Annotated in this window: 18 protein-coding genes; 8 read left to right on the top strand and 10 right to left on the bottom strand. The window is 62.9% G+C overall.

The features are described from left to right. The first annotated feature begins 188 nt into the window (after positions 1 to 188). Positions 189 to 1,526 carry an MFS transporter gene (locus BLP82_RS24200; RefSeq protein WP_092173996.1) on the top strand — a complete coding sequence of 446 codons (1,338 nt, stop codon included), beginning with the start codon at positions 189 to 191 and terminating at the stop codon, positions 1,524 to 1,526. Positions 1,527 to 1,718: 192 nt separating this feature from the next. On the opposite strand, the gene BLP82_RS24195 is transcribed toward BLP82_RS24200, so the two are convergent. Then, entirely contained in the window at positions 1,719 to 2,597 is an 879-nt protein-coding gene (locus BLP82_RS24195; protein ID WP_092173992.1) for a DMT family transporter, read from the bottom strand. 252 nt (positions 2,598 to 2,849) lie between these two features. Here BLP82_RS24195 and BLP82_RS24190 point away from each other — a divergent pair, with 252 nt between their 5' ends. Then, positions 2,850 to 3,734, top strand: coding sequence for a KPN_02809 family neutral zinc metallopeptidase (locus tag BLP82_RS24190; RefSeq protein WP_092173988.1), 885 nt, complete (start codon positions 2,850 to 2,852; stop codon positions 3,732 to 3,734). Next, complete coding sequence (locus BLP82_RS24185; RefSeq protein WP_092173984.1) at positions 3,735 to 4,682, top strand: alpha/beta hydrolase; 948 nt, start codon at positions 3,735 to 3,737, stop codon at positions 4,680 to 4,682. 141 nt (positions 4,683 to 4,823) lie between these two features. On the opposite strand, the gene BLP82_RS24180 is transcribed toward BLP82_RS24185, so the two are convergent. The 3 genes from BLP82_RS24180 to BLP82_RS24170 form a co-directional block, all read right to left on the bottom strand. After that, on the bottom strand, positions 4,824 to 5,417 hold the full coding sequence (locus tag BLP82_RS24180; protein ID WP_092173979.1) for an HAD family hydrolase: 594 nt from the start codon (positions 5,415 to 5,417) through the stop codon (positions 4,824 to 4,826). Next, the gene (gene tesB, locus BLP82_RS24175; protein ID WP_072411434.1) at positions 5,414 to 6,283 is read right to left on the bottom strand and encodes an acyl-CoA thioesterase II; all 870 of its coding nucleotides are present in this window, start codon (positions 6,281 to 6,283) and stop codon (positions 5,414 to 5,416) included. Before tesB ends, BLP82_RS24180 begins: the two co-directional genes overlap by 4 nt. Positions 6,284 to 6,388: 105 nt before the next feature. Further along, on the bottom strand, positions 6,389 to 6,958 hold the full coding sequence (locus tag BLP82_RS24170; RefSeq protein ID WP_092174073.1) for a GNAT family N-acetyltransferase: 570 nt from the start codon (positions 6,956 to 6,958) through the stop codon (positions 6,389 to 6,391). A gap of 73 nt (positions 6,959 to 7,031) precedes the next feature. Here BLP82_RS24170 and BLP82_RS24165 point away from each other — a divergent pair, with 73 nt between their 5' ends. Further along, on the top strand, positions 7,032 to 7,952 hold the full coding sequence (locus BLP82_RS24165) for a histone deacetylase family protein (protein ID WP_092173974.1): 921 nt from the start codon (positions 7,032 to 7,034) through the stop codon (positions 7,950 to 7,952). 279 nt (positions 7,953 to 8,231) lie between these two features. Continuing rightward, on the top strand, positions 8,232 to 9,467 hold the full coding sequence (locus BLP82_RS24160) for a TIGR03862 family flavoprotein (RefSeq protein WP_092173970.1): 1,236 nt from the start codon (positions 8,232 to 8,234) through the stop codon (positions 9,465 to 9,467). A gap of 121 nt (positions 9,468 to 9,588) precedes the next feature. Here BLP82_RS24160 and BLP82_RS24150 read toward each other — a convergent pair whose 3' ends face one another. Both BLP82_RS24150 and yedA read right to left on the bottom strand, forming a co-directional pair. Beyond that, complete coding sequence (locus BLP82_RS24150; protein WP_092173962.1) at positions 9,589 to 10,926, bottom strand: RNA helicase RhlE1; 1,338 nt, start codon at positions 10,924 to 10,926, stop codon at positions 9,589 to 9,591. A gap of 58 nt (positions 10,927 to 10,984) precedes the next feature. Then, entirely contained in the window at positions 10,985 to 11,887 is a 903-nt protein-coding gene (yedA, locus tag BLP82_RS24145; protein WP_060740508.1) for a drug/metabolite exporter YedA, read from the bottom strand. Positions 11,888 to 12,048: 161 nt separating this feature from the next. On the opposite strand from yedA, the gene BLP82_RS24140 reads away from it, so the two are divergent. Then, entirely contained in the window at positions 12,049 to 12,501 is a 453-nt protein-coding gene (locus BLP82_RS24140; protein ID WP_003205835.1) for an Lrp/AsnC family transcriptional regulator, read from the top strand. Between the two features lie 180 nt (positions 12,502 to 12,681). Here BLP82_RS24140 and BLP82_RS24135 read toward each other — a convergent pair whose 3' ends face one another. The 3 genes from BLP82_RS24135 to BLP82_RS24125 form a co-directional block, all read right to left on the bottom strand. Then, positions 12,682 to 13,293, bottom strand: coding sequence for a 3'-5' exonuclease (locus tag BLP82_RS24135; protein ID WP_092173958.1), 612 nt, complete (start codon positions 13,291 to 13,293; stop codon positions 12,682 to 12,684). 21 nt (positions 13,294 to 13,314) lie between these two features. Continuing rightward, positions 13,315 to 13,794: a LabA-like NYN domain-containing protein gene (locus tag BLP82_RS24130; protein ID WP_092173954.1), complete on the bottom strand. Its 480-nt coding sequence runs from the start codon at positions 13,792 to 13,794 to the stop codon at positions 13,315 to 13,317. A gap of 128 nt (positions 13,795 to 13,922) precedes the next feature. Further along, on the bottom strand, positions 13,923 to 14,672 hold the full coding sequence (locus BLP82_RS24125; RefSeq protein ID WP_092173950.1) for a DUF2076 domain-containing protein: 750 nt from the start codon (positions 14,670 to 14,672) through the stop codon (positions 13,923 to 13,925). Between the two features lie 175 nt (positions 14,673 to 14,847). Between BLP82_RS24125 and BLP82_RS24120 the strand changes: the two genes are divergently transcribed. Together BLP82_RS24120 and BLP82_RS24115 are read left to right on the top strand one after the other, a co-directional pair. Next, positions 14,848 to 15,510, top strand: coding sequence for a YciC family protein (locus BLP82_RS24120; protein ID WP_092173946.1), 663 nt, complete (start codon positions 14,848 to 14,850; stop codon positions 15,508 to 15,510). A 90-nt stretch (positions 15,511 to 15,600) separates the two neighbouring features. Next, positions 15,601 to 16,680, top strand: a complete 1,080-nt coding sequence (locus BLP82_RS24115) for an endonuclease/exonuclease/phosphatase family protein (protein ID WP_092173942.1) — start codon at positions 15,601 to 15,603, stop codon at positions 16,678 to 16,680. Positions 16,681 to 16,814: 134 nt separating this feature from the next. On the opposite strand, the gene hrpB is transcribed toward BLP82_RS24115, so the two are convergent. After that, positions 16,815 to 19,331, bottom strand: a complete 2,517-nt coding sequence (gene hrpB, locus BLP82_RS24110) for an ATP-dependent helicase HrpB (RefSeq protein ID WP_092173937.1) — start codon at positions 19,329 to 19,331, stop codon at positions 16,815 to 16,817. Positions 19,332 to 19,353 lie beyond the last annotated feature (22 nt).

The raw sequence follows: 19,353 nt of genomic DNA, 5'->3' as shown, positions 1-19,353 counted from the left end.
TTTCAGCAATTTAATATGTACCATCCGGTTAGTTTTTTGGGCGATTATCGAACAAAATGCCGATTGCCGAATTGACGATTTTTTGCTCACTGCGCACCATCGCTCCCCACATCGACGCAAGCCCTGATCGCCGACGTCGATGGACAGACCCAGACCGACCATAAGAATTTCAAAAACGGGTACACGCTATGATTCCTTCCCAAAGTTCCCGCCTGGCCCCTGGCCTGGGTGCCTCCACCGGCAGCGTCGGTGACAAGATCCGCGGCGCCATGGCCGTGGGCAAGACCCGTTGGGGCATGCTCGCCCTGGTGTTTTTCGCCACCACCCTGAACTACATCGACCGCGCCGCCCTCGGCGTCATGCAGCCGATCCTGGCCAAGGAAATGAGCTGGACGGCGATGGATTACGCCAACATCAACTTCTGGTTCCAGGTCGGTTATGCCGTCGGCTTCGTGCTACAGGGTCGGTTGATCGACCGGATCGGCGTCAAGCGCGTGTTCTTCTGCGCCGTGCTGCTCTGGAGCCTGGCGACCGGCGCCCATGGCCTGGCGACGTCGGCGGTGGGCTTCATGGTCTGCCGCTTCATCCTCGGCCTCACCGAAGCCGCCAACTACCCGGCCTGCGTGAAGACCACCCGACTGTGGTTCCCGGCGGGCGAACGGGCCGTGGCCACCGGTATTTTCAACGCCGGGACCAACGTTGGCGCGATGTTCACCCCGATGCTGCTGCCGCTGGTCCTGCACGTGTGGGGCTGGCAGGCCGCGTTCCTGTGCATGGCCGCCCTGGGTGGGATCTGGCTGCTGTTCTGGGGCCTGAAATACTTCAACCCCGAAGACCACCCCAGCGTCAAACAGTCGGAGCTGGACTACATCCAGGCCCAGGACGAACCGGACCAGGTCCGCGTACCGTTCTCACGCATCCTGCGCATGCGCGGTACCTGGGCGTTCGCCCTGGCCTACTCGATCACCGCGCCGGTGTTCTGGTTCTATCTCTATTGGTTGCCGCCGTTCCTGAACCAGCAATACAACCTGGGCATCAACGTGACCCAGATGGGCATCCCGCTGATCATCATCTACCTCACCGCCGACTTCGGCAGCGTGGGCGGCGGGATCCTGTCTTCGTTCCTGATCGGTCGCGGCCTCAATCCGATCAAGGCGCGCCTGGTGTCCATGCTGCTGTTCGCCTGCTGCATCATCGGCGTGATCATGGCCGCCGGCGCAAGCAACCTGTGGATGGCGGTGTTCGCCATTTCCCTGGCCATCGGCGCGCACCAGGCCTGGACCGCCAACATCTGGAGCCTGGTGATGGACTACACGCCCAAGCACATGATGAGTACGGTGTTCGGCTTCGGCGGCATGTGCGCGGCCATCGGCGGGATGTTCATGACCCAGTTGGTGGGCCACATCCTCACGATCACCAACAACAACTACACCGTGCTGTTCACCCTGATTCCAGCGATGTACTTCATTGCCCTGACCTGGCTGTACTTCATGGCGCCGCGCAAGGTGCCGACGCTGGAAAGCTGATGAGTTATTGAGGTTGGAACCCAACTTTGTGGCGAGGGGATTTATCCCCGCTGGGCTGCGCAGCAGACCTGAAATCAGGCAACTCGGTGTGTCAGGCCAATCGAGCTGATTGTTTTGGGGCTGCTGCGCAGCCCAACGGTGATAAATCCCCTCACCACAGGGTCCACCATGTCCCGGACCAAACAGGTCTATTTACTTACGCCGCTGTTGCCACGCCGCCGCCAACCCACTCAAGCAAATCAGGGCGATGCCCACCACGGTGGTCAGCGTCGGCGTATGGCTGAAGAACAACCAGCCCAGCAGGCCGGCAAACACGATCTGGCAATACCCGAACGGCGCGAGCAGCGCCGGGGCGGCAAAGCGGAAGGCCTGGGTCAGCATCAGGTGCGCGGTCATCCCGCAGGCCCCCAGCGCCAACATCATCATTCCGTGCATCAGGCTCGGCACTTGCCAGAAGAACGGCACCAGCGCGCTCATCACCAACGTGTTGCACAGACCGGCGAAGAAATTGCTGGTGGTCGGGCTGTCGATCTCGCTGAGCTTGCGCGTGAGCAGTTGGTAGAAACAGAAAAACAACGCCGAACAGAAAGGCAACAACACCGCCGGAGTGAACAGATCGCCACCGGGATGGACGATGATCAACACCCCGATAAAACCGAAGATCACCGCGATCCATTGACCGCGCGTCACGTGTTCGCCCAGCAACGGCACCGACAACGCAGTCACCAGCACGGGCGCGAGGAAGTTGACCGCCGTCGCCTCTGCCAGTGGGATGAACATCAATGCAGTGGTGAAAAACAGACTGGTGCCCAGCAGGCACAACGCCCGGGCCAACTGCCACAACGGGCGCTTGGTACGTAGCACCCGCAGCCCCGAGCGCGGCAGGAAGATACCTGCCATCAACAAGGTGTGCACCACGTAACGTGCCCATACCACCATGATGATCGGATAAAAACCCGACAGATATTTGGACAACGCGTCATGACTGGAGAACAGGAACGTTGCGACCAGAATAAGCACGATGCCCTTGAAAGCCTGATTGACGCCGGAGAGCGGAGTGCTGACGGTCATGAGGGAAACCTGCGTTGCTTGATGTAGGGGCCTTGACGCACGTTGCAGTTGTTGGGCCAGCGAGCATGCCGATAAGTTCTGAATCCGAAGTGTAATGAAAATTCCGGCGCCAGGCAGGATTGGCTCACCGCTGAACCAAAACCCGTGTCCGTTGCCTGACAGCTCAAGCGTGGCGCGCACCTTGGGCGCCTAAAAGCTAGACTCACTGCCACAGCAGTCATTTCCAGCAGAGTCATTCAGAGGACTTCCCACATGTTATGGAAAAAAGGTCGCCGCAGTGACAACGTGGTGGACGCCCGTGGTGAAGGTGGGGGCGGTGGCGGAATGCGTTTCGGTGGCGGCAAGGGATTGAGCCTGACCGCCATTCTCCTGATCGTCGGCATTGGCTGGATCACTGGCCAAGACCCGATGCAGATTCTCGGGCAACTGGCCGGGCAGATGGACCAGTCCGCGCCTGCCACTTCACAAACCCGCCAGGCGCCACCGGCCAACGATGAACAGGCCGAATTCGTGCGCTCGATCCTCGGCGATACCGAAGACACCTGGGGCCAGGTTTTCCAACAGGCCGGACGCCAGTACCAGCAACCCAAACTGGTGTTGTTCAGCGGTCGAGTCAACTCGGCCTGCGGCCTGGCCTCCTCGGCGACAGGTCCGTTCTATTGCCCGGCGGACCGCCAGGTCTACCTGGACATGAGCTTCTTCAAGGAAATGTCCCAACGTTTCGCCGCCGCTGGCGATTTCGCCCAGGCCTACGTCATTGCCCACGAAGTCGGCCACCACGTGCAGACGCTGCTGGGTGTATCGGCGAAGATCCAGGAAGCCCGCCAGCAAGGCCGGCAGATGGAAGGCGACGGCGGCTTGTTGGTGCGCCAGGAATTGCAGGCCGATTGCCTGGCAGGCGTCTGGGCCAACCATGCGCAAAAACGCCTGAACTGGCTGGAGCCGGGGGACATCGAGGAGGCCTTGACCGCCGCCAACGCCATCGGCGACGACCGCTTGCAGCAACAAGGCCAGGGCCGCGTAGTGCCGGACTCCTTCACCCACGGCACTTCGGCGCAACGGGTGCGCTGGTTCAAGACCGGCTTCGCCCAGGGCCAGGTCAGCCAGTGCGACACGTTCGCGGCGAAAAACCTGTAGATGAAGTGGCGCGCGTTGATCGGGCTGGTGCTGTGCTGCACCGTTGCCCAGGCCGAGGAACACGGCGTCAACGTGGTCGCCCAAGGGCGCCTGCAACTCAAGGGCGGCGCCATGACCGTCGCCGTCAGCCCGCCCCCGGCGTCCATCCAGCGCGTGCTGATCATCCTCCATGGTCGGCTGCGCAATGCCGAGACCTACCTGCACAGCGCCGAAAAAGCCGCCGAGCAGGCGGGTCAATTGGCCACGACCCTGATCATCGCCCCGCAGTTTCTCAACGAGCAGGACGTGGCCCGGCATCAATTGCCCAACGACCTTTTGCGCTGGCACGGCAACGACTGGATGGCCGGTGGTTTATCCACAGGGCCGAATCCGGTCAGTTCCTTCCAAGTGCTCGATGACATCGTTGCGCGGGTCAGTGACCGGCAGCAGTTTCCGGAAGTGAAGGAGATCGTCATCGCCGGCCATTCCGGCGGCGCCCAGGTGGTGCAGCGCTATGCCCTGCTCGCCCACGACCAATACCGGATCAAACCGCGTTTTGTCATCGCCAACCCGTCGTCCTATGCCTATTTCGATGGGCAACGGCCCATGGCCTTCGACCCCGCCAGTTGCCCTGGTTTCAATCGCTGGAAATACGGCCTGCAGGACCTGCCCGCCTATGCCGCCGGACAGACGCCCGCCCGCCTGGAGGAGAACTACATCAAACGCGACATCGTTTATCTGCTCGGGCAGCAGGACGTCGACCCGGAGCATCCGGCGCTGGACAAGGGCTGTGAAGCGCAAACCCAGGGCGCGTACCGGTTACTGCGCGGGCATTTCTTTTTCGACTACCTGACCCGGCGTCATCCCGTGGGCCTGAACCAGCGGCTGATCGAAGTGCCGGGGGTTGGGCACGATGGGAGTGGGATGTTCAATTCGCCGGAGGGGCTGAAGGCGTTGTTCGGGCAGTAAGCTTTATGTCGACTAGGAAGGCCCTTTCGCGAGCAAGCCCGCTCCCACAATAGATTTGTGTCGAACACAGATTCTGTAATCGACAACCCTCCTGTGGGAGCGGGCTTGCTCGCGAAGGCGGCGGGTCAGTCACCACCCATCTCAAGCCAAAAGCATCCGCCGCAACTCGACACAATCGCGTGCATGCCAATCCGTCAGCTCCGGCCATGGATTGTCCGGCAGGTTCACCAACACCGTCCGCGCACCCGCTGCCCGGCCACAGTCCAGGTCGAAGCGGTAGTCACCCACCATCACCAGCGTGTCCGGCGCCACGTTCCAGGCCTCGGCCAATTTCAACAGGCCACCGGGATGCGGCTTGGGCGGAGCCTCGTCGCGGCCCAGCACATCCTCCACGGCGAAACAGTCCGCCAGGCCAATGGCCTCCAGGGTCACGTGGGCCAGTTCGCGGGCGTTGCGGGTCAGGATCCCCAGGCGATAGCCGCGCCCGGCCAGTTCTCGCACCAGCTCGACCGCCCCCGGCGCAGGCTTGGAGCCCAGCGCCAGGTCCCGTTCGTGTTCCAGCAACCAGGCATGCTTGGCCGCCGCTTCCTCGGCGGGCAACCCTGCCAGATGAGTGAGGATGTCGTCTTCGGGCGGAATCGCCAGGGCCACGCGGATTGCCGCGAAGTCATGCACGGCGATGGTCAGCGTGCCATCCATGTCGAACACCCAGTGACGAACCTCGGACAGGCTCATGCCCAGTCCTTGCGGTGGCGAATCAAGCCTTCCTGGGTGACCGAGGCCACCAATTGCCCGGCGCGGTTGAACACGCTGCCCCGGGAGAATCCACGGGAATTGCCGGCCCACGGGCTATCCATGGCGTAGAGCAACCAGTCATCGGCGCGCAGGTCGGCATGGAACCACAAGGCGTGATCGAGGCTGGCGACCTGCATATCCTTGTGCCACACCGATTTGCCATGGGGCAGCAGCGAAGTGGTCAGCAGGCCGAAGTCCGAGGCGTAGGCCAGCAGGTATTTGTGCAAGGCCGGCGAGTCCGCCAGGGCGCCATCGGCACGGAACCACACGTATTTCACCGGGTCGGCCGGTTGCGGGTTGTAAGGGTCTTTTTCGGTAACCGGGCGCACCTCGATCGGCTTGGGGCATAGCAGTTTTTCGCGCATGTGCTCGGGCAGCAGGTGCGCGCGCTGCTGGGTCAGTTCCAGCTCGGACGGCAGGTTTTCCGGGCCGACGACTTGCGGCATGGTGCTCTGGTGTTCAAAGCCCTGTTCGTCGTACTGGAACGACGCACTGCAGGTGAAAATCGGGTTGCCCTTCTGGATCGCCGTCACCCGGCGGGTGCTGAAGCTGCCCCCGTCGCGCACCCGGTCCACCTGATAGACCACCGGCAGCGCGGCATCGCCCGGACGCAGGAAATAACCGTGCATCGAATGCACATGGCGCGCCTCTTCCACGGTCTGGCTGGCCGCCGACAACGACTGGCCCAGCACCTGGCCGCCGAACAACTGGCGAAACCCCAGATCCTGGCTGCGACCGCGAAACAGGTTCTCTTCGATCGGTTCCAGGGTCAGCAGGTCGACCAGATCTTCCAACACGTGGCTCATTCAGACTTTCCTCACACAGCGCAATGACCGCGCAGTCTACGCTGCGGCGGTGGATCGATGGTTGGCCCGGGCCATTTGGACGGGCATTGTAAACGTCCGTGTCGGCTAACCGTGAAGGGTCTGCAACCACTGCTCACGATTGATGCGATAGAGCACATGGTGACGCAATGGATGACCGACGGCGAGTGTCGGGTGCTCGAAATCATCCACCGGGTCGTGCTGCATGCCAATGGCCTGCATGACCTTTTGCGAGGGCAGGTTATCGACGGCGGTGAACGCCACCACTTCGTCCAGCGTCAACTGGTCGAAGGCACAACGCAGGGCGGTCCACGCCGCTTCGCTGGCATACCCCAGGCCCCAATGCTCCCGGGCCAGGCGCCAGCCGATTTCGATGGCCGGCGTGAACGGCGCGTCGAACCCGACCACACCGAGCCCGGTAAAGCCAATGAAGGCCCCGGTGTCCTTGCGTTCCAGCGCCCACAAGCCAAAACCGTGCTCGGCGAAATGCCCCCGCACGCGGCCGATCAGGGCGGCGCTTTCCAGACGGCTCAGGCGCGCCGGGAAATAACGCATCACCTGCGGGTCGGCGCACATGGCGGCAAATTCCGGCAAGTCATCATCGCGCCACTGCCGCAAAAGCAGCCGTGCGCTTTCCAGTTCCAGTATCGGCTCCATTTTCATTCCTCTTCCATGCCCCTGAGTCTACATCGCTGGTAGGATCCGTCACTCAATCACCGCTGAAAACACCATGCCGCTGCCGCTGATCTATCACGAAGACTACAGCCCCGAATTCCCGGCGGAACACCGTTTCCCCATGGACAAGTTTCGCCTGCTGCGCGATCACCTGGTGGACAGCGGCCTGACCCGCGACGCGGACCTGTTGCGCCCATCGCTGTGTCCGCCGGACATCCTCGCCCTGGCCCACGACCGCGCCTATATCGAACGCTACATGGGCGGCGAGTTGTCCCGCGAAGACCAACGGCGACTTGGCCTGCCCTGGAGCGAGGCCCTGGCCCGCCGAACGGTGCGCGCCGTGGGCGGTTCGCTGCTGGCGGCCGAACAGGCCCTTGAACACGGACTGGCCTGTCACTTGGCCGGCGGCACCCATCACGCCCACTACGACCACCCGGCCGGGTTCTGCATTTTCAACGACCTGGCGGTAATCAGCCGCTATTTCCTGGCCAGCGGTCGGGTTTCGCGGGTGCTGATTTTCGATTGCGATGTGCATCAGGGCGACGGCACCGCCCGAATACTCCATGACACCCCGGACGCCGTGACAGTTTCCTTGCACTGCGAAAAGAATTTTCCCGCACGCAAGGCGCAAAGTGACTGGGACATCCCGCTGCCAATGGGCATGGGCGACGCCGCCTACCTGAACGTGGTGGACGACGCCCTCAACTACCTGCTGCCGCTCTACCAACCGGACCTGGTCCTGTATGACGCCGGTGTCGATGTGCACAAGGACGATGCCCTCGGCTATCTGAAACTGACCGACGAAGGCCTGGCCGCCCGGGACGAGAGCGTCATGCGCCATTGCCTGGGCCGCGACATCCCGATGGTCGGCGTGATCGGCGGTGGCTACAGCAAGGACCGTCAGGCCCTGGCTCGCCGCCACGGGATCCTGCACCACAGCGCACAAAGGGTCTGGACGTCATCAGGTTGTCACTGAAACCTGGGCTTTACCCACAATGCCTGTGGAGCGGCCTGTGGATAACCTGAGCGAAACGGCCTACAGGCTATGTTGCCTATAGCTTGCGAACGCTTGGCTATTTTTTGATCACACCTCTCAAGAACACCGCATACAAGTGTGGGAGCGGGCTTGCTCGCGAAAGCGGTGTATCAGCTACATGGATATCTGACTGTCACACCGCCTTCGCGAGCAAGCCCGCTCCCACAGAGATCTGTGCTGATAGAATGCGCGGCTTATTCCCCAGCCTCACCAATTGCCATGACCCAAGCCACCCAATCCTACACACCAAACATCGCCATCATCGGCGGCGGCCCCGCTGGCCTGATGGCGGCCGAGGTGTTGAGCCAGGCCGGCCTGCGAGTCGACCTGTACGACGGCATGCCATCGGTGGGCAGGAAATTCCTGCTGGCCGGCGTGGGCGGCATGAACATCACCCACTCCGAAGCCTTCCCGGCTTTCCTGTCCCGCTACGCCGAACGCGCGCCAAACCTCGCGGCGCTGTTGCGGGCATTCGGGGCAGATGAGTTATGCACATGGATCCACGGGCTGGGCATCGACACCTTTGTCGGCAGCTCCGGGCGGGTATTTCCCACCGACATGAAGGCCGCCCCGCTGTTGCGCGCCTGGCTCAAGCGCCTGCGCGATGCGGGCGTGGTGATCCACACGCGTCATCGCTGGCTTGGCTGGACCCCGGATGGCAGCTTGCGCATTGCCTCCCCGGAAGGCGACAAAATCCTGCACCCCAAGGCCACCTTGCTGGCGTTGGGCGGCGGCAGTTGGTCGCGCCTGGGCTCCGACGGCGCCTGGATGCTACCGCTGGAACAACGCGGCGTAGCCCTGGCGCCACTGCAACCCAGCAACTGCGGGTTCGAGGTAGAGGCCTGGAGCGACCTGATGATCAGCAAATTCGCTGGCGCCCCCCTCAAGAACATCGCCATGGGCCTGAACGACGATGTACCGCGCCTCGGCGAATGCGTGCTCACCGCTACCGGCCTCGAAGGCAGCCTGATCTATGCCCTGTCGGCACCGATTCGCGAAGCGATCAACCAGCATGGCAGTGCGACCATTCATCTGGACCTGCTGCCGGGCCGACCTGTGGATAAAATCCAGCAAGCCCTGAGCAAGCCTCGCGGTTCACGCTCGATGGCCAAGCACTTGCACAGCCAGCTGGGGATCGACGGGGTCAAGGCCGCGCTGCTGCGCGAACTCACGCCAGCCGATTGCTTTGCTGACCCGGCGCGGCTGGCCCAGGCCATCAAGGCCTTGCCGGTCACCCTCGTGAAGCCCCGCCCCTTGGACGAAGCCATCAGCAGTGCCGGTGGCGTGACATTCGAAGCCCTGGACGAACGCCTGATGCTCAAGCAAGTGCCCGGGGTTTTCTGCGCCGGTGAAATGCTCGACTGGGAAGCGCCGACCGGCGGCTACCTGCTCACGGCCTGTTTTGCCAGCGGCCGGGCAGCGGGGTTGGGGATGGTGGAATTCTTGAGGCAGTGATCGTTCCCATGCTCCGCGTGGGAATGCAGCCCGGGACGCTCCGCGTCCCAAAGCCGAACGCGGAGCGTCCGTAGAGGCGTTTCCACGCAGAGCATGGGAACGATCATCGGTCAGTAAACTATCAGGGTTTCTTCTTACGCGGCCCGGTATTGAACACCGGCACTTTGCGCACCGGCTTGACCGAAGGCTCCACAGGCGCAGCGTCGCCACTGTCCACCCACTTGCCCAGATTGCGCTTACCGCCACTCCCGGAGGCTTTCGGTTTCTTCGGCTTTTTCGGCTTCTTGATTACCTGACCGCTGGCATCGGTGTCCGGCACGCGGTGCTCAGGCTCGAAGTCTTGTTCCATCTGGCGAGGCAACGTCTGACGGGTCAACATCTCGATGGCTGACAGCAAATTCACTTCATCGGCGCAGACCAGGGAAATCGCCTGCCCTGTAGCGCCCGCACGGCCGGTACGGCCGATACGGTGGATGTAGTCCTCGGCCACGATTGGCAGGTCGAAGTTCACCACCAACGGCAAATCCTCGATGTCCAAGCCACGGGCGGCGACGTCGGTGGCTACCAGGATCTGCACTTCGCTGGCCTTGAAGCGGTCCAGCGCACGTTGGCGGGTGGCCTGGGGCTTGTCGCCATGGATACCGTCGGCGTTGACGCCCAGGCCCTGGAGCTTCTCCACCAGCGCATCGACGCCGTTGCGGGTCTTGGCGAATACCAGCACCTGCTTCCACTTGTGCTTGCGCATCAGGTGCACGAACAATTCCGGCTTGCGCTTCTTGTCCACCGTCACCACCCATTGCTTGACGGTGTTGGCAGCCACGTTGCGCGGGCTCACTTCAATGCTTAGCGGATCATTGAGCATCTGCCCGGCCAGCAAACGGATCGCATCGGAAAAGGTCGCTGAGAACAGCAGGGTCTGGCGCTTCTTCGGCAGGGCCTTGTAGATATTCGCCAGTTCCTCGGAGAAGCCCAGGTCGAGCATGCGGTCGGCTTCGTCCAGCACCAACGTCTGCAGTTGATTGAACTTCAGCGCATTCTGGCGGAACAGATCGAGCAAACGACCCGGCGTGGCGACCAGCAGGTCGACGCCTTTGCGCAGCTTCATCATCTGCGGGTTGATGCTGACACCGCCGTACACGGCGTAGGTGCTCAGCGGCAGGTTTTGCGCGTACTGACGCACGCTTTCATGGACCTGCTCAGCCAATTCACGGGTCGGCACCAGGATCAGCGCCCGCACCGAGTTGGCCGCGACCTTCGGCCCTTCGGTGGTCAGCAACTGCAACAGCGGCACCGCAAAGCCGGCGGTCTTGCCGGTGCCGGTCTGGGCCGCGGCCATCAGGTCGCGACCGGCGAGCACTGCCGGCATGGCTTGGGCCTGAACCGGAGTCGGGGTCTGGTAGCCGAGCGTCTCGAGGGCGCGCAGCAAGGGTTCGATCAGGCCAAGGGTGGCGAAAGTCATGGAGATACCGTAGGAAAAATCAGCGCAAGGTGTGCAATGCGCGGCAGTTTACCCTAAATCAGGAGACGGCCGGCGCAGGCTTGGGTTTGCGCCACTGCGGCAAACCGATCAACACCACTGCACTGATGATCACCAACATCGCCAGGGCCTCCTCGATGCCGATGGTTTCACCGGCGAATACGATGCCCAGCAGCACCGCCACGGCCGGGTTGACGTAGGCATAGCTGGTGGCCGCCGCCGGACGCACATGTTTGAGCAGGTACATGTAGGCGTTGAAGGCGATGATCGAACCGAAGAAGGTCAGGTACGCCAGCGCGAACCAGCCTTCCAGCGGCGGCATGCTGTCCAGGTGTTCACCGCTGGCCACGCTGCCGATCAACAGCACCACACCGCCCACCAGCATTTCCACGGCACTGGCCATCGCCCCGGCCGGCAGCGGCAGGTGCTTGCTGAGCACCGAGCCGAAGGCCCAGGAGGCCGCGGCGAACACCAGCAAGGTCGCCCCCAACGGGCTGGACTGCAGATTGGAACCGAGGTTGAGCATGGCGATGCCGATCAACCCCAGCACAATCCCCGCCCATTCCAGACGGGTATTACGCGCGCCCCAGAAATATCCGCACAGCAAGGTAAACAAAGGCACCGTCGCCACCGCCAGCGCCGCGACCCCGGACGCCACGCCTGTGTGCTCGGCCACACTGACCGCACCGTTACCGAAACTGAGCAACAGCACGCCAATGATGGCCCCGGCCTTCCATTGTGCCCAGGTCGGCGCCGGCGCTCCGCGCCAGCGCAGGAAGCCGTACATCAACGAACCGGCCAGCACAAAACGAATCCCGGCCAGCAACAGCGGCGGCCAATGCTCCACACCGATGCGAATCACCAGGTAGGTCGAACCCCAGATGACGTACAAGGCAAAAAAGGCAGCGATCAATGGCAGGGGAAAACGGCGTGGGCCAGGCATGTTCAGCTCGAAGTCAGGACAATGAGAGACGCTATTCTAGAAAGGCGACAGACGGAAATTAAGCTACAAAACCTGTTTATCCAGGCCATACACTTTTCAAAACACGGCGATCAGCGCTATAAATCGCGCTTTCGAAAGTTGCGCCGACAGGAAGCCAAACCGTGGATAAATACGACCGCATGTTGCTCAGCGCCCTGTTGGAAAACGGTCGTGCGTCCTACGCCGAACTGGCCCGCAAAGTGAACCTGTCAGCCCCCGCCGTGGCCGAACGGGTCAGCAAACTGGAAGCCAGCGGTGTCATCACCGGTTATCAAGCCAAAGTCGACATGGCGAAGATCGGCCTGCCGGTGCAATGCGTCATCGAACTGCGAATGAACCAGCATGGCAACCAGAAGACCTACGACGAACTGTGCAAGATCCCACAACTGACCGAATGCCACCGGGTCACCGGGGATCCGTGCGTGATCATGCAAGCGGCGGTTGGCTCGATGCCCGAGCTGGAAGAGCTGATCAACCGCATTGCCAAGTTCGGTTTCAGCAAGACTTCGATCGTGCTGTCCAGCGCCATTGAAAAGCGCGTGCCGTTGGGGCAGTTGGAAGGCAATGGGAAATAACCGTCAACCTTGACCAGATCGTTCCTACGCTCTGCGTGGGAATGCAGCCCGGGATGCTCCGCGTCCCATCAAGAGCCGAACGCAGAGCGTCCGTTGAGGCATTCCCACGCGGAGCATGGGAACGATCAAATCCGATGCTATCGCGAGCAAGCTCGCTCCCACAGTTGTCCGGCGGTGTACTTAAAAGCCGCGATGGCGCTTGAGATGCTCGTTGATCTTCGCCGCCGGCACTTTCTGCAAACTGCACAGCAAATCATGGGACAACTCCCGCAACCCATGCTTTTGCCGCAGTTGCGAAGCCAGGTGCGCGGTGAGGTTGGCGGCCATTTCGGCGTCGGCCATGGCCCGGTGAGCCTGGCCGGTGTGGGGCAAGCCGGCGAACGCATTGAGCGTGCCGAGCTTGTGGTTCGGCGCCGCCGGCATCAGGCGCCGGGCCAGCAACAGTGAGCAGGCAAAATTCTGCAAGCGGGTGCGTTTGATACGTCCCAGCTCGAAATCCCAGAACTTCTGGTCGAACGCGGCGTTGTGGGCCAGCAGTGGCGTGATGCCGACGAACTCGTTGACCTCGTTCATGACTTTTTCCGCCGAGGGTGCGCTGCGCAGCATGGCATTGCTGATGCCAGTCAGTTGCTCGATAAACGCAGGGATGCGCACACCGGCATTCATCAGGCTCTGGTAGCGGTCGACGATCCGGCCCTGCTCGAGCATCACCACCGCGATTTCAGTGGCCCGGCAACTGCTGCTCGGAGTGATCCCGGTGGTTTCAAAGTCGATGACTGCGATGCGTTCCAAACCTTTTGAACTCCGTGAAAATCAATTCTTGAGCAACAACGCGCCTTCAATGGGCACATAGCGACTGGCGGCGCGGATCAGCGAGTTGGCGGTCAACCCCGGCACGCCGTAGGCCACGGCTTGCACGCCGTGCTTGTGGATGATGCGTTCGAGCAACATGTCGAAATCGCCATCGCCGGAGGCCAGCACCACTTCATCGACGTGGTCGGCGGCGTCCATGATGTCCAGCGTGATACCCACGTCCCAGTCGCCCTTGGCCGAGCCGTCGCTGCGCTGGATGTAGGGCTTGAGCTTCACGACGAAGCCCAGGTTGCGCAGGATCTGCTGGAATTGTTGCTGCTTGCTGTCACCGCGATCGATCGCATAGGCATAGGCCTCGACGATCTGCCCCTGTTTGCTGACATCGGCCCACAGCGCGGCGTAGTTGAAATGGCAACCGTAAGCCTGGCGCACGGTGTAGTAGAGGTTCTGGACATCGGCGAACACTGCAATTTTTTTCACCGCGTTTCCTCTTGGATGCACACGTACGCAGCCCACCAGGGCCGAAAAGTCGCCCAGTATGCCAGCCCGAAGGATTGTTCCGCGAATAATCGGCCCGAGGCGCCAGGGCGCCCCGGACGAATGGCAGGTCAGACGAAAGAGTCGTCGTCGCCGAAGGAAGATGAATCGTCACTGTAGTCCGCGTCGCTGAACCCGCCCTGGTCGTTGCCGTAGGCGTCGTTGTCGGCCACGCGCGAGTCATCGCCCCAACCGTTGCCTGCGGTGTCGTTGACCGGTTGCGCCGGTTCTTCCTTGATGACCTCGACGATCTCCTGCGGTTGCTGATTGCTGTGGAACAGGCTGCTGATGCCTTGGGCCAGCATCACGCCGCCCGCCACACCCGCGGCGGTTTTCAGGGCGCCGCCGAGGAAGCTGCCCGCTGCCGGGGCCTGTTGCTGCGGTGCGCCATAATTGCCGGGCGGCGCGCCGAAGCCCTGTTGGGCCGGAGCATTGAAGGACGGTTGCGCCGGTTCGCGCCAACCACCACCGCTGGAGGCCGGCGCGCTCGCCGGGCGTGAATCCTTAGGGCTGCCGCCGAAGATACTCGAGAGGAAACCGCCGCCACCACTGGGTGCCGGCGCTTGCTTGCGCGCTTGTTGCAGATCAGCCTGCAATTGCTCGACCTGCTGGGCCAGTTGCCTGTTCTGCTCATCGAGGCGCTTGATCGCAGCCTCCTGCACCAGGATCGCCTGGGCCATGAAATAGCCCGCCGCTGGCTGGCTCGCCAGATGTTCCTTGATCCGCGCCTCGGCCTGGGCGTCGCGCGGGGCTGAATCCTTTTCGGCCTGTTGCAGCCGTGAAAACAGTCCATCGATCAGGGTTTGTTCTTCGTTGTTCATGGCGACCTCATTCGATTGCCGGGTAGAAACCATTCCGATCCCGAAGACCGGTGCCCATCAGTAATGGGGCTCGCCGGAAAGCTTTCAATGGTCTTTACCTGATGTTTACGTTTGCTTGTGCGGGCGCCTGATCGGTTAAAGTGTCGGACCGCTTTTTCAACTGCGATACCGACCCATGAATCCGTTTGACGTGCTGCGCGACTCTTTGTATTTCTTCAAGCGCCATCTGGGCCGGATCGCCCAGTTGTGCCTGCCACTGGTGATACTCGAGGCCCTGCTGCAGCAAGGGGTGGACAGCGCCCTCGGCCCCGACGGCTTTCCCGGCTACAGCGTGATCGTCGGGCTGCTGGTGTACCCCTTGTACACCGCCGCGCTGATCCTGTTTCTCGACGCCCGCAGCCGCGGCGAAGCACCACGCACCCGGGACCTGCTCGCAACGGCCCTCACGCTGTGGCCACGCTTTGCCTTGCTGACGGCCCTCAACACATTGTTGATCCTGGTGGGGCTGTCGTTGTACTTCCTGCCGGGCCTGTGGCTGATGGTGACCCTGGCCTTCGGCGAATACCTGCTGGTCCTCAGGGGCCTGGCCCCCCTGGCGGCGATGAAGGAAAGCCTGAACCTGTCCCGCGGCAACTTCTGGCGGATCCTGCTGTGCATTCTCGCGGTGATGGGCCCACTGTGGCTGCTCAAGGGCGCCAGCGTCTCGGTGTATCCGTCGCCACAGAACCCCGCGCTCAGCTTGCTGATCGAAAGCGTCCACAGCTTCCTGCAACTGTTCACTACCGTGGTGCTGTTCCGCCTGTTCATGCTGATTGAAGCCAAGCCCGAGCGCCGCTGATCGCACACGAAGACAGCCCTGGGCTTGGGCTTGAGAACCGCTCTCGGTTATGCTCGGGAGCACTTTTGCGTTTCGCCCATAAGCCGAGCCATGATCCGTCTACTGCGCTACACCTTGCTGGCCCTGCTGTTGATCCTCAGCCTGGCCGCCCTGTCGATCTACGGCCTGACCTGGCGGCCACAGCCCCGGGAAACCGTGCCGGTCAGTTGCACCGCCAATGCAGCAGCGCTGGCACCCGGCCAGGCCTTGAAGGTGATGACCTGGAACGTCCAGTTCCTCGCGGGCAAGCGCTATGTGTTCTGGAACGACCTGGCCCAAGGCGACGATGAAAGCCCGACCCTGGAAGACATGGCCTTCAGCCTCGACGAAGTGGCCCGGGTCATCCGCGACGAGCAACCGGACATCGTGTTGCTCCAGGAACTGGACAAGGGCGCCAAGGCCAGCGATTACCAGGACCAGCTCAAGCTGCTGCAGGAACGCGTGGCCGACCTCTATCCATGCGGTACCAGCGCCTTCGACTGGAAAGCCGATTTCATCCCCGACCCGCACATCTTCGGCAGCGTCGGCCGGCAACTGGCGACCCTGAGTCGCTACCGCATCGACCATGCCGAACGGGTGCAACTGCCGGTGGCCGATGTCAACTTCATCAGCCGTCAGTTCCAGCCGAAAAATGCCTTGTTGGTGAGCTACCTGTCACTGAGCGACGGCAGCCAGTTGGCGGTGCTCAACACGCACCTGGAACGGGCCACAGAACCGGACGAAACCCTGCCCAGACAAATCACCGCCGTGACCAAGGCACTGGACAAATTCGAATCCGCAGGCACGCCCTGGCTGATCGGCGGCGACTTCAACCTGCTGCCCCTGGGCCAGTACCGACGCCTGCCGTCCGAGCAACGCACGCCCTACTCCGCCGACAGCCCGCTGCACCTGCTGTGGGACAAGTACCCGATGATTCCCACCAACAACGAAGCCAGCGGCATCGACCGCGAGCACTGGCTGACCCATTACCCGAACGACCCCGGCCTCAACGGCCCGGACCGCACCGTCGACTACCTGTTCTACAGCCCGCGAATCAAACGGGTCGAAGCCCAGGTACGCCAGGATGACACCTTGCGCATCTCCGACCACTTGCCGGTGATTGCGCGTTTTTTGCTGCCGGCTGCGCCTTGATTTGAAGCCACCACCGGACAAATGTGGGAGCGAGCTTGCTCGCGATAACGATCTTTCAACCAGCACAGATGTCGGGATGTGCCGACGCCATCGCGAGCAAGCTCGCTCCCACAAAGGTTTTGTGTCGGCCCCAATTACTTACGCGGCTTGACCCGCGCGGTCGCCTCCGCCACCAGCGGATCATCCGGCCAGTAATGCTTGGGATAGCGCCCTTTCAAATCCTTCTTCACCTCGGCGTAGGTGCTGCGCCAGAAGTTCGCCAGGTCCTGGGTCACCTGTACCGGCCGGCGTGCCGGTGACAACAGGTGCAGCTTGACGACCTGGCGTCCGCCGGCGATGCGCGGGGTATCGGCCAGGCCGAAGAGTTCCTGCAGGCGCACCGCCAGGATCGGTGGATGCTCGCTGTAGTCCAGGCGGATCGACGAGCCCGAGGGCACGCTCAGATGGTGCGGCGCCAGTTCATCCAGGCGTTGCGGCAACGGCCAGGGCAACAGGTTGTGGACGATGCCCGACAGGTCCAGGTTGGCGAAATGGCTGAGACGCGAGACGCGGCCCAGATACGGCATCAACCAGTGTTCGAGGGTGTTCAGCAGCGCTGCATCGCTGACGTCTGGCCATTCACTCTCGCCCTTGGCCTCCCATTCAAGTCGACGCAACAACGCCACCCGCGCCTGCCATTGCCGCAACTCCGGAGTCCAGGGCAGCAATTCCAGGCCCTTGCGCCGCACCAGGTTCACCAGGGCCTGGCTACGGGCCGACTCATCCAGGCCGGTCAACGGTTCGCGGCTGAGCACCAGTTCGCCGACCTTGCGCTGGCGCTCGGCCCGCAGCACGCCTTCGCGCTCGTCCCAATCCAACTGATCCACCGTGTGCACTTGCTCAGCCAATACCGAGTCGAACAGTGCCGGGTCGAAATCCGTCGCCAGGTAGATCCGCTCTTCCCGCTGGCCCTGGCGACTGCCCAGGTCGGCGATCACCAGCCACGCCTGTTTCATAAGACTGTCGGCCTCGGCAAACAGCGCCGCCCGGCCGTTGGCCAGACGATATTCCGCGCCGCCGGGCCGACGCTGCTGGGCGACGCGGTCGGGGTAGGCCAACGCCAGCAACGCGCCGAGCCAGCGCGGATGATCGGGATCGGCCACGGCCTCTTCGGCCTTGCCCCGCAGATAGCCGCGATATTGCCGGGCCAATTGTCGCGCCCGCTGCACCCCACCCTGAGCGCCGCGCGCCGCGCGTTCTTCGCCGGACAGCAAGGCCAGGCGACTGTGCAAGTCCGCGCCGGCACCTCGGAGAATATCCCGCTCGCCCAACAGCGCAGCGACGTTGCAGGCCATGTCCGCCAGCCCCAGCGCCTGGCCGCGCAACAGCAGATGCGCGATACGCGGATGGGCCGGCAGTTCGGCCATGGCCTGACCGTGGCGGGTCAGTTGCTCGCCCTCCAGCGCGCCCAGGCGTTGCAGCAGGTCCCGGGCCTGGGCATAGGCAGCGGCGGGCGGGACGTCGAGCCAGACCAATTGCTGCGGCGTCACGCCCCAGCGCCCCAGTTGCAGGGCCAACCCGGCCAGGTCCGCCGACAGAATCTCCGCGCTACCGTAAGCGGCCAATTGTTCATGCTGGTCTTCGGACCACAACCGGTAGCACACCCCCGACTCCAGGCGCCCGGCGCGACCGGCCCGCTGGGTGGCGCTGGCCCGGGAAATGCGCTGGGTGTCGAGCCGGGTCATGCCGCTGCCCGGGTCGAAACGCGGCACCCGGGCCAGTCCGGCGTCGATCACCACCCGCACGCCATTGATGGTCAGGCTGGTTTCGGCAATGTTGGTGGCCAGCACCACCTTGCGCTGGCCGGCGGGTGCCGGGTCGATGGCGGCGCGTTGAGCGGCGAGGTCCAGTTCGCCGTGCAGCGGGCAGAGCAAGACGTTGCCGCCCTCGCCCAAGGCCTCGGCCAGTTGCTGATGGACCCGGCGGATCTCCGCCTGCCCGGGCAAGAACACCAGGACGCTGCCGGTTTCATCGTGCAGCGCTTCGAGCACGGTCTGCACCAGTCGCGGCTCGATGAATTCGCCGGGCTGGAACGGCCGTCCCCAGCGTACAGTCACCGGAAACATGCGGCCTTCGCTGCGCAGGATCGGCGCGTTGTCCAACAGCCCGGCCAGGCGTTCGCCTTCCAGGGTCGCGGACATCAGCAGGATCTTCAGCGGCTGCTCTTCGCGAAACAGTTCGCGGCCGTTAAGGCTCAAGGCCAGGGCCAGGTCGGCATCGAGGCTGCGTTCGTGGAATTCGTCGAAAATCAGCAGTCCCACTCCTTCCAGCGCCGGGTCGTCCTGCAAACGGCGGGTGAGGATGCCTTCGGTGACCACTTCAATGCGGGTCTTGGGCCCGACCTTGCTGTCGAGACGAATCCGGTAGCCGACGGTTTCACCGACCTTTTCCCCCAGTTCGCTGGCCAGCCGCTCGGCCGCCGCCCGGGCCGCCAGGCGCCGGGGTTCGAGCATCAGGATGGTCTGTCCGGCCAGCCAGGGCTCGTTCAGCAAGGCCAGGGGAACACGGGTGGTTTTACCGGCACCGGGCGGCGCTTCGAGCACGGCTTCGTGGCGTGATGCCAAGGCTTGGCGCAGGGCGGGTAAAACTTCATCAATCGGCAAAGAAATCATGCTGGCTCCAAAACAGAGGGCC

Origin of the sequence: Pseudomonas sp. NFACC37-1, assembly GCF_900101575.1 — a bacterium.
Taxonomy (GTDB): domain Bacteria; phylum Pseudomonadota; class Gammaproteobacteria; order Pseudomonadales; family Pseudomonadaceae; genus Aquipseudomonas; species Aquipseudomonas fluorescens_AA.
This window is presented reverse-complemented; position numbering and strand designations above follow the sequence as displayed.

What these genes read in the sequence shown, in the direction of transcription:
- BLP82_RS24200 (WP_092173996.1), top strand. Translation starts at nt 189, where the DNA reads ATGATTCCTTCCCAAAGTTCCCGCCTGGCCCCTGGCCTGGGTGCCTCC.
- BLP82_RS24195 (WP_092173992.1), bottom strand. Translation starts at nt 2,597, where the DNA reads ATGACCGTCAGCACTCCGCTCTCCGGCGTCAATCAGGCTTTCAAGGGC.
- BLP82_RS24190 (WP_092173988.1), top strand. Translation starts at nt 2,850, where the DNA reads ATGTTATGGAAAAAAGGTCGCCGCAGTGACAACGTGGTGGACGCCCGT.
- BLP82_RS24185 (WP_092173984.1), top strand. Translation starts at nt 3,735, where the DNA reads ATGAAGTGGCGCGCGTTGATCGGGCTGGTGCTGTGCTGCACCGTTGCC.
- BLP82_RS24180 (WP_092173979.1), bottom strand. Translation starts at nt 5,417, where the DNA reads ATGAGCCTGTCCGAGGTTCGTCACTGGGTGTTCGACATGGATGGCACG.
- tesB (WP_072411434.1), bottom strand. Translation starts at nt 6,283, where the DNA reads ATGAGCCACGTGTTGGAAGATCTGGTCGACCTGCTGACCCTGGAACCG.
- BLP82_RS24170 (WP_092174073.1), bottom strand. Translation starts at nt 6,958, where the DNA reads ATGGAGCCGATACTGGAACTGGAAAGCGCACGGCTGCTTTTGCGGCAG.
- BLP82_RS24165 (WP_092173974.1), top strand. Translation starts at nt 7,032, where the DNA reads ATGCCGCTGCCGCTGATCTATCACGAAGACTACAGCCCCGAATTCCCG.
- BLP82_RS24160 (WP_092173970.1), top strand. Translation starts at nt 8,232, where the DNA reads ATGACCCAAGCCACCCAATCCTACACACCAAACATCGCCATCATCGGC.
- BLP82_RS24150 (WP_092173962.1), bottom strand. Translation starts at nt 10,926, where the DNA reads ATGACTTTCGCCACCCTTGGCCTGATCGAACCCTTGCTGCGCGCCCTC.
- yedA (WP_060740508.1), bottom strand. Translation starts at nt 11,887, where the DNA reads ATGCCTGGCCCACGCCGTTTTCCCCTGCCATTGATCGCTGCCTTTTTT.
- BLP82_RS24125 (WP_092173950.1), bottom strand. Translation starts at nt 14,672, where the DNA reads ATGAACAACGAAGAACAAACCCTGATCGATGGACTGTTTTCACGGCTG.
- BLP82_RS24120 (WP_092173946.1), top strand. Translation starts at nt 14,848, where the DNA reads ATGAATCCGTTTGACGTGCTGCGCGACTCTTTGTATTTCTTCAAGCGC.
- BLP82_RS24115 (WP_092173942.1), top strand. Translation starts at nt 15,601, where the DNA reads ATGATCCGTCTACTGCGCTACACCTTGCTGGCCCTGCTGTTGATCCTC.
- hrpB (WP_092173937.1), bottom strand. Translation starts at nt 19,331, where the DNA reads ATGATTTCTTTGCCGATTGATGAAGTTTTACCCGCCCTGCGCCAAGCC.